Here is a 13807-nt window from a genome sequence, read left to right as displayed (position 1 = left end):
GAATATGAAGTTTGTTCCTGAACATTTAGATTATGAACTAAGTCCCTACACAGGTCTTACAAGAAAATCCTGGATAGCTGCCGCTGAGTATCTTCTTTCCGGGATATTTGACAATATAGACAGTATCGAAGCTCCGGTGGTTATGCCAAGATATGAGACCGAAATAACATACCCTTCCAAGGACGCCCCCATGTGGCGCATCAAGGCGGAGTACTTCGAGGGCCTGGCCAGAAGCTTTTTTATCTCTGCGCCCCTTATACATATTGAGCCGGAGCTTGTCCTGAACGGCATAAACATAAGAGATTATTACAAAAAGCAGGTCCTCTATGCGGTAACTCCCGGGGAGAAGAACTATGTTCTTAACTTCTCGGATATGAGAAAGCTGGACACATCGGATAATCCCAACGCCTGCTATCAGCAGACTGTGGAGACCGCAGCCCTGGTCATCTGTCTCTGGCTTTCCAAAGAGGAGATATGGGATACCTATACCAAGGAGGAGAAGGACCGCATCGCAGCCTTTTTATCCGACTTTGCCCATGCGAATACCGTGCCTCAGAACTGGCGTCTTTTTAACATGCTGGATCTGGCATTCCTTCACATGAACGGTTATTCCATCGACGAGGACATCATGAGGGACCACGCCCAGAACATCCTGGCATATTATGTGGGGGATGGCTGGTACAGGGACGGGCAGTGCTTCGACTACTATTCCTGCTGGGCCTTCAACATGTACACCGCCATCTGGAACAATTGGTACGGCTATGAAAAAGAGCCCTATATAGCCCAGAAATTTGAAGAAAACTCCAATGAACTTATGAAGACCTACCCTGACTTTTTTGACAGGGATGGCTTTACAAATATGTGGGGCAGAAGCGGAATCTACAGAAACGCCGCCACCAGCGCCTTTGACGGCAATCTTCTTATGAAGAATTCCACTGTGGATCCGGGCCTTGCCAGAAGGATCTGCTCAGGGTCCCTTCTTCAGTTCCTTACAAGAGACGATTTTTTGTGGGAGGGAGTGCCTACCCTTGGCTTCTACGGGCCTTTTGCCCCGCTCCTTCAGGGCTATTCCTGCGCCGAGTCTCCCATGTGGCTGGCCAAGGCCCTTTTATGCCTGCATTTGCCGGAGGATCATCCCTTCTGGACTGCAAAAGAGAATCTTGGCACCTGGGAGAACCTTAAGGAAAAAGAGACCAAGGTCACAACCCTTGATGGCCCGGGACTTTGCTTTGCAAATCATGAGGCCAACGGCATCACCGAGCTTAGAACCGGCAAGATCATGAAGGACAAAAAGGATGAGCACGGCATGTGGAACTATTCCAAGCTGGTTTACAGCACCAAGTTCCCCTGGGAGTGCAAACCCGCAGAAGATGTGGAGTCCCAGCAGTATGTGCTGGAATTCCTTCCGGAGAAAAAATATCACAAGGCTAATGTCACCCTGTGGCACGGGGAAAAGGATGACGTCCTCTACAGAAGACAGGTCTTTGACTATGAGATGGAGACCGAGGACCACTGGCGCACCGTAATGAATCTGGCGGATTTTGCTGTACCCTATGGAATCTTCAGGGCAGATAAGATAAGGATGTACAGAAGACCCTTAAGACTTACTCTTGGAACCTTTGGATTCCCCGACAATGGCACAGAGATCATCCGCAAGGAAAAGGATGGCTTCAAGGCAGTTATCCTTAAGGGCCGTGACCATACCGGCAAAGAGAAGCAGTTGGCCTATACCATCATGGATGGCTGGAGCGAAATAGGGCTGATAAACAGTGAGGGCACCAACCCCGACAGCCCCGGGTCCGTAGTTCTCTACGCAGAGACCACCAGGGAAAAGCAGTACGGCTACGAGCCATATTTTCTTTTTTCCCAGACTATTACAAAGGAGAGCCATGAGGACTTCTCCGAGGATGAGATATTCCCTGTAAAGGAGATCATCTACACAGATCCTCAGAAATGCGGAGGTTACGGCCCTGTCACAATAATTCTTAAGGATGGAACCAGGAGAGTGGTTGACTTTGACAGAATTGAGAGTAAACTTTCTCTTTAAGGAAAAAAGAGGAGAAAGCTTATGGAAAAAGAGAATCTAAGCACCAACATTATCATCAGGGAAGCAACAGAAGATGATGCAGAGAACCTGCTGAAGATCTATAGCTATTATGTGGAGGAAACCGCCATCACCTTTGAGTATGAGGTTCCTTCAGTAGCAGAGTTTGCAGGACGCATCAGAAAGACCAAAGAAAAATACCCTTACATTGTTGCCCAGGATAAGAACACCGGCAGACTTCTTGGTTATTCCTACGCATCGGCCTTTAAGGAAAGAGCTGCTTATCAGTGGAGCGTTGAGACCACCATCTATGTGGATAAGGACTGCAAGCGCGGCGGCCTTGGAAGACTTCTTTACGCTGAGCTTGAGAAGTGCCTTTCTGCCATGGGCATCCTCAATGTGAATGCCTGCATAGGCTATCCTAATGGGGCCGAGGATGAGCATCTTACCTATGACAGCGTGAAGTTCCATGAGAAGCTGGGCTACAGCATGGTGGGAGAGTTCCATCAGTGCGGAAGCAAGTTCGGCCGATGGTACAACATGGTCTGGATGGAAAAGATGCTGGGAGAGCATGTGGATAATCCCAAGGAACTGTTTTGAATATCGGATTATTAAAAAAGACGGCCTTGTTAACCAAGGTCGTCCATTTCATCTATATCATGAATATCATTGGCGCCAAAGCCTATGTTCTGCATGCTGACAGTTCTGCGGCGGATCTTGGCTGATTCTGAAGCCTGAAGGATAAAGTCCTTGATCTCGCGGCCGTGCTTGATGTTCTTCATGACGATGGTGCGGTCTGTAACATCTGAAGTAAAGAGTGTGATGGTGGACATGCCGCAGATACGCTGCATAAGTGAGCTGGTGATCTCCACGTCGCTGATCTTGTACATATAGCAGTCATCCTCTTTTACAGTGAAAAAGCCTTTGATGACAGTCAGCACGTTGTCACGGATCTCATATTTGGTGAAGGTCCAGGGAAGACCTAAAAACAGCCATCTGCTTCTTTCCTTGTAGCGAAGCTCACCCTTGGCGCCGGTGGACTCTGCATACTGCTCGGGATTAACAATCTTGCTCATCTTTTTTCTCCTCTTTTATGGTAAATGTAATAGTTTTATAAACTTGCATATGTTCCATTATAACCTATTTATCAGGCTGTAAAAAGTGTTGTATAATAATTATAATAATGCGATATTACGACTATTGATAAATGTAATTATGCCAACAGGAGAGCGAATGATCAATCTTGCGATAGTTGAGGACGAGGATTCCTACGCTTCTCAGCTCACCGAATACATAAATAAATATCAGGAAGAAAGCGGTAACTACTTCAAAATATCCAGATTTTCCGACGGAGATGAGATCACCAACGGCTATAAAGGGCAGTTTGACATCATTCTCATGGATATTGAGATGAAGCTTATGGACGGCATGACGGCGGCGGAGGAGATAAGAAAGCTGGATCAGGACGTTGTCATCATGTTCATTACTAACATGACCAATTATGCCATAAGGGGCTACCAGGTGGATGCCCTGGACTATGTGCTAAAGCCCGTGAGCTACTTCGCTTTTTCCCAGAAGCTGGGCCGGGCCATCAGCAAGATAAAGAAGAAAACCACTAATTTTATTTCAGTGGACATGCCCTCCGGTGTCAAAAAAGTTGACGTAGACAGCATTTTTTATATAGAAAGTGGGGGGCATAACCTAAATTTTTATACCACTAACGGAGAATTTATAATCAGAGGAAAGCTTGGTGATTATGAAGACCTTCTTTCCGGATACAATTTTTTCAGAAGCAACAAGGGTTACCTGGTGAATCTGAAGTTTGTGGACGGCGTTGAAAAGGGATGCTGCCTTATAGCGGGCAAGCAGCTTCTTATCAGCAGGGCCAGAAAAAATGACTTTATGAGCGCCTTAACCGATTATATGGCTTCAAGTATTTAGAGATACGGAGATCTCCAATGGAACTGGCTTATCAGGACATACCAAGAATATATACCGCTTTGGCGGAATGGCTGGCATGCTTTGGCTATTGCCTGGTGCTGAAGAGAAAGGTAAAAAACGATGAGTTTGTGCTTTTTTCTGTTTTAGCCCTGGTGCTTCAGAGCATGTTTCTGGTGCTGACCAAAAGCCTTCCGGTGATTCTGTGGATTCCCTGTATGGTTCTGGCGGTGGGCTTTATGTTCGCCTATATGCTGGCTACCTGTGACGCCTCCAAGAATGTTATCGGATATTACTGCGCCAGGGCATTTCTTCTGGCGGAGCTGGCAGCTTCCCTGGAGTGGCAGCTGGCATGCTTTTTCTACAGATACAATAAATCTTTGCTTTTGCAGGCCGCACTTCTGGTGGTGGTTTATTCCATCGTTTTTATCTGGGCACACTATATGGAAGTCAGCATGATAAGAGGTATTTTTCAGCTGGAAATCAACGGAAAAGAGCTGAGGGCCGCTATTTTAATAGCTGCAGCGGTATTTGCTTTCAGTAATCTGAGCTTTATTGTAAAAAACACACCTTTTTCTGCGGGAGTTGTGGCGGATATCTTCTATATAAGAACTCTGGTGGATATTGCGGGAATCATGATCCTGTATGTGTACCAGAGCCGTATCTGCGAGCTTTTGGCGGAAAAAGAGCTAAGAAACATAAACTCAATGCTAAAGGCCCAGTACGATAAGTATCGAAACTATCAGACCACCTTTGAACTCATCAATCTGAAATACCATGACCTGAAGCATCAGATCGCAGGCCTTCGTGCTGAGATGAGCGATGAAAAAAGGGAGGAATGGCTTAATACCTTAGAAGCCGAGCTTGAATCCTACAGCCCCGAGCTGGAGACGGGAAACAGCGTTCTGGATACCCTTATCGCCGGAAAGACCATGAACTGCAGGGCCAACAATATCAAGATAACCTGCGTGGCAGAGGGAGACCTTCTGGATTTCATGCATGTGGCAGATATATGTACTATTTTCGGAAACGCCCTGGACAATGCCATCGAGAGCGTATCCCTTATAGATGACCCTGAGAAGCGCCTTATTCATCTGGCCATTTCTCAGAAAAAGAACTTTGTACTGATACAGATAAGCAATTATTGTGAGAATACCATCACCATGAAAAACGGATACCCCGTCACCACCAAGGCTGATAAGGGAAATCATGGTTTTGGACTAAAAAGTATCAGATATACTGTCGAAAAATATCATGGAACACTTAATTTTGCTTTAAATGACAACTGGTTTGAGCTGAAGATACTGATACCCCAGGGAGGAATCGGATGAACGTTATTGCAGTTATGACATCTGATTATATAGGGCTTGTCATTGTGCTTGCCATGCTTTCAAGCAGCAGGATCAGACGCCGCGGCGGAGGAGACGAGTTTAAGATCATGTCCTTCAACGGTATTCTTACTGCCATTGCCTGCATCATCGATTTTTTTGCATTCTGTCTTGACGGCATTCCGGGCAAACTATACAGGGGCGTTAGCCTTGTGGCAAATACCTTCTGTTTTGTGGCCAATCCCCTGTTTGTATTCAGCTGGTGTCTGTATGTGGATATGAAGCTCTATAAGAGCAGAAGAAGGATAAAAAAGATATATCCAAAGGTCGCAATTCCGGCCATATGTCTTTTCATAATGGCTTTGATAAATATCTTTATACCCGTCATTTTCTGGATTGATGCAGAAAATGTATATCACAGAATGCCCGCGGGATATCTGTTTTATGTGGTTGACCTGGGATACCTTATTTACAGCGTATGGATCCTTAAGAATTATGAAAAGAAATACGGAAAGGTCCGCTTTTTCCCTTTGTATCTGATGCTGGGGCCCATTATTGTGGGATGCTTCCTGCAGTCGATATTTTATGGCATATCCCTTATCTGGGTTTCACTGGCGGTGGGACTTACAGCTATTTACATGGCTTCCCAGAATGAGTTTTCCTATGTGGATACCCTGACGGGATTGTACAACAGAGCTTATCTTGACTATCAGATAGAGATCATGGCAAGAGCAGGCGGCAATCTTGGAGGAATCATGATAGATGTGGATCACTTCAAGCAGATAAACGATACCTACGGCCATTCCATCGGAGATGAGGCCCTGATAGATGTGGCCAGGATCCTTCTTTTCAGTAAGCCCGATAAAGGCATTGCCATCAGGTTTGCCGGGGATGAGTTCATCGTTCTTATGAAGGATACCAATGAGCAGCAGCTGAAAAAGATCATGGATAATATCAGAGCCGAGCAGGATATCTTCAACGAGACCGAGGGCAGGCAGTATACCATCTCCCTTTCCATGGGCTACAGTATTTACGACAGGGATGTGGATACCGTGGACAGCTTCTTTAAGAACATGGATGACAATATGTATATAGAAAAGAATATTCACCATCAAAAGTGACCACCAATATAATTTTACCGATTAGGACAAAAATCGTACCGTTTGTGACAAAAACGGCACGATTTTTTTTGCGTGTTAAGCTTAGTGTGTAATGACGCGCCGCACAAAGGGTGTGTAAAATTATAGTTCCGCTTCATGACCGGTTGCGGACACTTAAAAAAGGGAGGTTCTATTATGTTATCTATCAACATGAGTGATGTTATGAACGTCATAACATCCATCAAATCCTTTCTGATAGCTATAGGCATTATCATTGCTGTTGCAGTTATCATCATGATAGCTGTAATGAAGGTGAAGAAGCCCTTAAAGAAGCTTATCAGAGGCACAGCACTTGTTGCTATGCTCACAGGTATTGTTATCTGCGTCAACATGATCTGCACAGGACCAATGAGCACCATGCTTGATCTTGTAAGCGGAAGCGGAACTATCGCAAAAGAGACTTCCGATGCTTCAACCAAGCTTGCACAGCAGATCGCAGAGGAAGGAATCGTTCTTATCGAGAACCAGGCAAACACCCTTCCTATCGCTTCGGGCTCCAAGCTCAACGTATTCGGCTGGGCTTCCATCAATCCTATCCTTGGCGGAGCAGGATCAGGAGCACTTAATAATGCATATGCAACCATCGATATCCTTCAGTCACTTAAACATGCGGGAATCGAGACTAACTCAGAGCTGACCAAGTTCTACACAGATTACAAGGCAGACAGACCTGAGGTTGGTATGTGGGCACAGGATTGGACCCTGCCTGAACCAAACGTTTCACTTTACACAGATTCACTTATTTCCAATGCAAAGAGTTTTTCAGATACAGCTTTAATCGTTATCAGCCGTTCAGGCGGTGAGGGTGCAGATCTTCCTAACGACATGGTAGGCATGGTAAATGGAACCTATCAGGATGGCACAACCTACACAGCAGGTGTTTATGATGACACTCTGAACCAGGGTAATGACTGGGATGCAGGAGATCACTATCTCCAGCTCACCAACAGAGAAGAAGAGATGATCTCTCTTGTCTGCCAGAACTTCGATAAGGTTGTTCTTGTTTACAACGGTGCCAACGCTTTTGAGATGGGCTTCATCAAGGATCATCCTCAGATCAAGTCAGTTCTCTGGGCAGCAGGCATGGGACACGTAGGTATGGAGGCTCTCGGCGAGATCCTTACAGGTGCGGTTAACCCATCAGGTAAGCTCATCGATACTTATGTTTATGATATGGAAAAGACACCTTGGTGGAACAACTTCGGTGACTTCAACTACACCAACATGGATGAGTTCGCATATATCTCAACAAGCTTCATGACAGGAGCAGAGTCAAGAGCAGATGTTTCCTTCATTAACTATGTTGAGGGCATCTATGTAGGTTACAAGTTCTACGAGACAGCAGCTCTTGAGGGACTTATCGACTATGACAGCATCGTTCAGTATCCTTTCGGACATGGTCTTTCCTATACAAACTTTGAGCAGACCATGGGCGAGATCACATCATCAAACGGCAAGATCAGCTTTGATGTAACAGTTACAAATATGGGGGCTAAGGCAGGTAAGGAAGTAGTTCAGGTTTACTTCAATCCTCCTTATACCAACGGCGGAATTGAGAAGGCTTCAGCTAACCTCATCGCCTTTGAAAAGACAGATATCCTTGAGCCCGGCGCATCACAGACCTTCACCATCTCCTTCGATGAAGAGCTGATGGCATCCTATGATGACAAGAATGCAAAGGCTTATGTACTTGAGAGCGGAGATTACATCATCTCCATCAACAAGGATTCACACAACATTATTGATTCCAAGACCTATTCTGTAGGAAGCACAATCACCTACAACGGATCAAACAAGAGATCTTCAGATCTTGTTACAGCTACAAACACATTTGACTATGCCAACGGCGGACTCACATATCTTTCAAGAGCAGACGGCTTTGCAAATTATGCAGAGGCAACCAAGGCTCCTACAAGCTATGAGATGAGCGCAGATGCCAAGTCAACCTTCTATAACATCAGTAATTACCTTACACCTGAAGCAACAGCAGCTGATGAGGATCCTAACGCAGCAGCAGTTACAACAGGAGCAGCTACAAACCTTAAGCTTAAAGATCTCCGCGGTCTTTCAAAGGACGATCCTAAGTGGGATGAGCTTCTTAACAGCATGACACTTGATGACATGAACGCTCTTATCTCCCTTGGCGGATATCAGACCAACTCAGTTGATTCCATCGGCAAGGTTCGTACCAATGACTGTGACGGCCCTGCTTCCATCAACAACAACTTCACAGGAGTAGGATCCCTTGGATTCCCTGTAGGTGTAACAATTGCAGCAACATTTAATAAGGATCTTGCTTATTCCTTCGGTGATTACATCGGAAAGATGGCAAATGAAATGGACGTATCAGGTTGGTATGCACCTGCTATGAACATCCACAGAACTGCTTTTGCAGGACGTAACTTCGAGTACTATTCAGAGGACAGCCTTCTTTCAGGCTTCATCGCTATGAAAGCGGCACAGGGTTCATGGGATAACGGAGTATATGCTTATATCAAGCACTTCGCTATGAACGATCAGGAAGGTAACAGATGCGACATGCTCTGCACCTGGTCCAATGAGCAGGCTATCCGTGAGATCTACCTCAGACCTTTCGAGCTTTGCGTAAAGAATGTTGACCTTACAGCAGTAATGAGCTCCTTCAACTACATCGGTAACCGTTGGGCAGGCGGAAGCGCATCACTTCTTAAGACTGTTCTTCGCAACGAGTGGGGCTTCAACGGCTTCGTTCTTACAGACTACTTCGGAGTATATGGCTACATGTCATCTGACCAGGCTATCCGTAACGGTACAGACTGTATGCTGGTTAACTATCCTACAGCTACCAACAATGTACAGTTCAGAGATACCAACGGCGCTCAGCAGGCTATGAGAGACGCAACCAAGAACATCCTCTACACCGTAGTTAATTCAAGAGCATATGCTCCTGAGAATCTCAGCGGCGGAATGGCTTCCTGGAAGGTTCTTATGATAGTTTGTGACGTGATCTTCTGCGCACTGATGATCTGCCTTATGGCAATCTTTATCAAGAATTTTAATAAGAACAAAAAGCTTGAAGAAAACAACTGATCACTAATGATTATCGGAAGGCACCGGCTTTTTTAAGCCGGGTGCCTTCTGAACTCTAATAGAACAATGGGGATAAAAATGAAACATCAGGATATCATTGAAAAGATGACAATTGAAGAAAAGGCTGCTTTTTTACAGGGAAAAGGAGAGTGGCAGACCTGGGGATTTGAGAGACTTGGAATCCCTTCGATCTTTTGCTCTGACGGCCCTCATGGTATAAGAAAGCAGGCCGGCGCAGGAGACCATCTGGGACTTAACGCATCCCTTCCTGCCACATGTTTCCCTACAGCGGCAACTATAGCAAACAGCTGGGATACTGAGCTTGGAGAGACCCTGGGTCAGACTCTGGGCGAAGAGGCCATGGCAGAAGGCGTTAACGTACTTCTTGGTCCCGGACTTAACATTAAGAGAAGTCCACTCTGCGGAAGAAATTTTGAGTATTTTTCAGAAGATCCGTACCTTGCAGGAAAAATGGCAGCATCCTATGTAAAGGGTATTCAGTCAAAGGGCGTTTATGCATGTCCTAAGCACTTTGCGGTCAATTCACAGGAACTTCGCCGTATGGCCATGAACTCGGTGGTTGATGAAAGAACCTTAAGAGAGATCTATCTCACAGGCTTTGAGATTGCTGTAAAAGAGGGGAAGGCCAAGACCATCATGTCAGCCTACAACGAGGTCAACGGCACCTATGCCAATGAGAATAAGCATCTTTTGACTGATATTTTGAGAAAAGAATGGGGCTTTGACGGTATAGTCATAACTGACTGGGGCGCTTCCAATGACCATGCCCTGGGCGTTGCCGCAGGCTCCAACCTGGAGATGCCAAATCCCGGTCTTGATTCAGCAAGAGAGCTGATAGCTTCGGTAGAAAGCGGCAAGATCAGTATGGAGGAGGTGGATGCCAGAGTAGATGAGCTTTTGGATGCTGTCCTTACTCTTTCTGCAAATGCCAAGGATAAAAAGGATGAGTTCGATATTCCTGCTCATCACGCCGTGGCCAGAAGAGCTGCCGCTGAGAGCACAGTTCTTTTAAAGAATGAGGACAAGATCCTTCCTCTTAAGCCCGGAGCAAAGGTTGCCGTAATCGGTGATTTTGCTTTTGTTCCAAGATATCAGGGCGCAGGCTCATCCATGGTTAATCCCACAAAGATAGAGACTGTTTCCGAGATCATCGGCAACTACGATATTCAGGTTATCGGTTCATCCAGAGGCTATTCAAGAAACGGCGATGAGGATGCCGCCACCAAGAAGGAGGCTCTGGACATCGCAGCAAGAGCCGACTATGTTCTCTATTTCTTCGGACTTAATGAGGACAGCGAATCCGAGGGCATGGACAGAAACCACATGAGGATTCCTCAGAATCAGATAACCCTTATGCAGGAGCTGGGCCAGGTTAATGCCAATATCATCGGTATCATCAGTGCGGGCTCTGCCATTGAGTTGCCCTGGCACCATTACCTCAAGGCAATGCTTCACTGCTACCTCAACGGCCAGGCAGGAGCAGGAGCTGTTCTGGATATCCTCACAGGAAGTGTTAATCCTTCAGGTAAGCTTTCTGAGACACTTCCAAGAAGATATGAGGACACACCGGCTTACAGATACTATCCAAGCCAGCAGAGAACCTCAGAGTACAGAGAGAGTCTCTATGTGGGATACAGATATTACGACACCGCTGACGTGCCTGTTATCTATCCCTTCGGCTTCGGACTTTCCTATACCAGCTTTGAATACAGTGATCTGGCTGTTACGGAAAACGGAGTATCCTTTACCCTTAAGAACACAGGAGACAGAGACGGAGCAGAGGTTTCACAGCTCTATGTGGGCCTTCCTGACGGAAAAGTCTTCAGACCCGTCAAGGAGCTCAAGGGCTTTGCCAAGACCTTCCTTAAGGCAGGAGAGAGCAAAAAGGTTGAGATCGCTTTTGACGATAAGACTTTCCGCTATTTCAACGTTAAGACCAATAAGTGGGAGATCGAGGAGGGCAACTACTGCATTATGGTAGGCGCCAGCAGCGCAGACATTAAGCTCAGGGACAGCCTTCAGAAGGCAGGAACCACCACAGAGATCCCTTATGTAAAAGAGTCCTTCAAGAGCTACTACAGCGGAAAGATTCAGACTGTAAGTGATGATGAGTTTGAAAGACTTCTGGGAAGATCCATACCTGACGGAAAATGGAGCGGAAGCCTTGGCAAAAATGATGCCCTTTGCCAGATGTACTATGCAAAGAGCGGCCTTGCAAGGCTTATCTACAAGGTTCTCACAAACAAGAAGAAAAAGGCAGATGAGAGCGGAAAGCCGGATCTTAACATCCTGTTTATCTACAACATGCCTTTCAGAGCCATGGCAAAAATGAGCGGCGGAATGGTGAGCATGGCTATGGTTGACGGAATAATTAAACTTGTCAACGGCAGATTCTTTGGAGGCCTTGGCACTATTATAGGCGGTTTCTTCGGAAACAGCAGTAAGAATAAAGCTTATGAAGCTAAGATCAAGGGAGGCAACAAATAATGAAATTTTGGAATGATTTTGCAGAAAAACATCCCAAGGCAGCGCAGTGGATAAGAGAGGGCGGACTGTTCGTAATCGTATCGAACCTTGTCACAGTCCTTAAGTATCTGATGCTTCAGTTTTTACCATATGCGTTCCAGGGGCTGGGAGACAGATCCTTCGGATGGCCCGGAATTCCGGTGACACTGTTCGGGGAGACCTTCCAGTGGAACATCCTGGGATATGATCAGGCCCACGGCGGACTGGCATATTTTGCGGCATATATGGTAGCCATGATCATCGGTGAGTGCATCAACTTCCCGATCCAGAAGCTCTTTGTATTCAGAAGCCATGGCAATACCGGTAAGCAGATCGCCTGGTACGTATTGGCATTCTGCCTTATCACCTGCATCGTTAACTCAATTAACTGTATCTGGGTTGCTGTAGCAGGTATGTTTGTTCCGGACTTCATCTACAACATCGGAACCACAGTGCTTAACGGAGGAGTATCCATGGTAGTATTCTTCTTCGTAAACAAGATCATTTTCCCTCAGACACCTAAGGCTGAGAAGGAGTAATTAAGAAATAAGAGATATAAAAATCAGGCGCCACACCGATAGATGAACGGTGTGGCGCCTGATTTTGTGTGAAGTAGTTTATTAAACATCCTCAAAAAAGAGAGGTAATTGTTGGGAGGAGGCTACTCCTATATGGGGTTGGAATAGCCCTGTGTAATGATTGAAAAAAGTATGTGTTGTGGGGTAGCAGGTAACTTGCGTTACCTGATGATGTTATATTAGAGCCCGAACCTAAATACTCACTAAAGGTAGTGTGAAGAATTTGTGAACATCATCCAAGGGCTACGTCCAGGGCCATCATAAGTACAAATCCCACGGAAAACATGATAACACCGATATTTGAGTGCTCTCCCTCTGACATTTCCGGAATGAGTTCCTCCACAACCACGTACATCATGGCACCGGCTGCAAAGCTGAGAAGATAGGGCATTAGAGGAACCACAAGGCCTGCGGCCAAGATAGTAAGGAGGGCTCCCAGGGGCTCAACCGCGCCGGAGAGAACGCCGCTTCCAAAGGCCTTTAAGGTATTTTTGCCCTCGGCTTTAAGGGGCATGGAAATGATGGCACCCTCAGGGAAATTCTGGATGGCGATACCCAGGGACAGCGCCAGAGCGCCTCCTGCGGTGATGGTGGAATTACCTGAAAGAAGTCCTGCAAATACAACACCCACAGCCATTCCCTCGGGGATATTGTGAAGGGTAACCGCCAGAACCATCATTGTGGTCTTCTTAAAATTGGCTCTGGGACCTTCCGCCTGCTCCGCATTCAGATGCAAATGGGGAATAACGGAGTCGAGAAGCAAAAGGAATGCAATTCCCAGAAGGAAGCCTATGCCCGCCGGAAGGAAGGCAAGCTTACCCATGTCCTCAGTCTGATCCATGGCCGGAATAAGAAGGCTCCAGATAGACGCTGCCACCATGACTCCGCTGGCAAATCCCGTCAGAGCGCGCTGGATGCCTTTACTCATCTGATTCTTCATAAAGAAAACTCCGGCGGAGCCGAGGGCTGTACCGAAAAAGGGGATAAGTAATCCCAAAATGATGTTTATATCGAAAATTTTAAGCATGATAGTTCCTCCTTGTAGTGGTTATCTATATTTTATAATGTTTTTGTATTGATAAAAAGTATCATTTAATTATAAATGTTAGCATATGCTAACATTACACACAAATAAAGTCAAGCCCTTTTGTAAAAGGCTTGACT

At 46.0% G+C, this 13807-nt stretch carries 10 protein-coding genes; 8 read left to right on the top strand and 2 right to left on the bottom strand.

Going from position 1 to position 13807, the window contains the following annotated elements; translation table 11 throughout:
* Positions 1 to 4: 4 nt before the first annotated feature.
* Both T359_RS0104430 and T359_RS0104425 read left to right on the top strand, forming a co-directional pair.
* The gene (locus T359_RS0104430; RefSeq protein WP_026516427.1) at positions 5 to 2047 is read left to right on the top strand and encodes a DUF2264 domain-containing protein; all 2043 of its coding nucleotides are present in this window, start codon (positions 5 to 7) and stop codon (positions 2045 to 2047) included.
* 21 nt (positions 2048 to 2068) lie between these two features.
* Positions 2069 to 2644, top strand: a complete 576-nt coding sequence (locus T359_RS0104425; protein WP_035783543.1) for a GNAT family N-acetyltransferase — start codon at positions 2069 to 2071, stop codon at positions 2642 to 2644.
* A 29-nt stretch (positions 2645 to 2673) separates the two neighbouring features.
* Here the strand turns inward: T359_RS0104425 and T359_RS19290 are convergent, their stop codons facing one another.
* Positions 2674 to 3120 (bottom strand): PH domain-containing protein, encoded by a 447-nt coding sequence (locus T359_RS19290; protein ID WP_051544918.1) that lies wholly within the window; start codon positions 3118 to 3120, stop codon positions 2674 to 2676.
* Between the two features lie 157 nt (positions 3121 to 3277).
* Here T359_RS19290 and T359_RS0104415 point away from each other — a divergent pair, with 157 nt between their 5' ends.
* The 6 genes from T359_RS0104415 (at position 3278) to T359_RS0104390 (ending at position 12604) form a co-directional block, all read left to right on the top strand.
* Positions 3278 to 3985: a LytR/AlgR family response regulator transcription factor gene (locus T359_RS0104415; RefSeq protein ID WP_026516425.1), complete on the top strand. Its 708-nt coding sequence runs from the start codon at positions 3278 to 3280 to the stop codon at positions 3983 to 3985.
* 17 nt (positions 3986 to 4002) lie between these two features.
* Entirely contained in the window at positions 4003 to 5313 is a 1311-nt protein-coding gene (locus T359_RS0104410; RefSeq protein WP_026516424.1) for an ATP-binding protein, read from the top strand.
* A complete protein-coding gene (locus T359_RS0104405; RefSeq protein ID WP_026516423.1) occupies positions 5310 to 6431 on the top strand; it encodes a GGDEF domain-containing protein in 1122 nt (373 codons plus the stop codon). Before T359_RS0104410 ends, T359_RS0104405 begins: the two co-directional genes overlap by 4 nt.
* Before the next feature lie 174 nt (positions 6432 to 6605).
* The gene (locus T359_RS0104400) at positions 6606 to 9539 is read left to right on the top strand and encodes a glycoside hydrolase family 3 protein (RefSeq protein ID WP_026516422.1); all 2934 of its coding nucleotides are present in this window, start codon (positions 6606 to 6608) and stop codon (positions 9537 to 9539) included.
* Between the two features lie 78 nt (positions 9540 to 9617).
* Positions 9618 to 12047: a glycoside hydrolase family 3 C-terminal domain-containing protein gene (locus T359_RS0104395; RefSeq protein ID WP_026516421.1), complete on the top strand. Its 2430-nt coding sequence runs from the start codon at positions 9618 to 9620 to the stop codon at positions 12045 to 12047.
* On the top strand, positions 12047 to 12604 hold the full coding sequence (locus T359_RS0104390) for a GtrA family protein (RefSeq protein WP_026516420.1): 558 nt from the start codon (positions 12047 to 12049) through the stop codon (positions 12602 to 12604). Before T359_RS0104395 ends, T359_RS0104390 begins: the two co-directional genes overlap by 1 nt.
* Positions 12605 to 12875: 271 nt before the next feature.
* On the opposite strand, the gene T359_RS0104385 is transcribed toward T359_RS0104390, so the two are convergent.
* Entirely contained in the window at positions 12876 to 13670 is a 795-nt protein-coding gene (locus T359_RS0104385; RefSeq protein WP_026516419.1) for a ZIP family metal transporter, read from the bottom strand.
* Positions 13671 to 13807: the final 137 nt, after the last annotated feature.

This window comes from Butyrivibrio sp. MC2021, from assembly GCF_000621605.1.
Classification (GTDB): domain Bacteria; phylum Bacillota; class Clostridia; order Lachnospirales; family Lachnospiraceae; genus Butyrivibrio.
This window is presented reverse-complemented; position numbering and strand designations above follow the sequence as displayed.

Bases quoted from the DNA above. Each gene is read 5' to 3' on its own strand.
- T359_RS0104430 (WP_026516427.1), top strand. From the start codon at position 5: ATGAAGTTTGTTCCTGAACATTTAGATTATGAACTAAGTCCCTACACA.
- T359_RS0104425 (WP_035783543.1), top strand. From the start codon at position 2,069: ATGGAAAAAGAGAATCTAAGCACCAACATTATCATCAGGGAAGCAACA.
- T359_RS19290 (WP_051544918.1), bottom strand. From the start codon at position 3,120: ATGAGCAAGATTGTTAATCCCGAGCAGTATGCAGAGTCCACCGGCGCC.
- T359_RS0104415 (WP_026516425.1), top strand. From the start codon at position 3,278: ATGATCAATCTTGCGATAGTTGAGGACGAGGATTCCTACGCTTCTCAG.
- T359_RS0104410 (WP_026516424.1), top strand. From the start codon at position 4,003: ATGGAACTGGCTTATCAGGACATACCAAGAATATATACCGCTTTGGCG.
- T359_RS0104405 (WP_026516423.1), top strand. From the start codon at position 5,310: ATGAACGTTATTGCAGTTATGACATCTGATTATATAGGGCTTGTCATT.
- T359_RS0104400 (WP_026516422.1), top strand. From the start codon at position 6,606: ATGTTATCTATCAACATGAGTGATGTTATGAACGTCATAACATCCATC.
- T359_RS0104395 (WP_026516421.1), top strand. From the start codon at position 9,618: ATGAAACATCAGGATATCATTGAAAAGATGACAATTGAAGAAAAGGCT.
- T359_RS0104390 (WP_026516420.1), top strand. From the start codon at position 12,047: ATGAAATTTTGGAATGATTTTGCAGAAAAACATCCCAAGGCAGCGCAG.
- T359_RS0104385 (WP_026516419.1), bottom strand. From the start codon at position 13,670: ATGCTTAAAATTTTCGATATAAACATCATTTTGGGATTACTTATCCCC.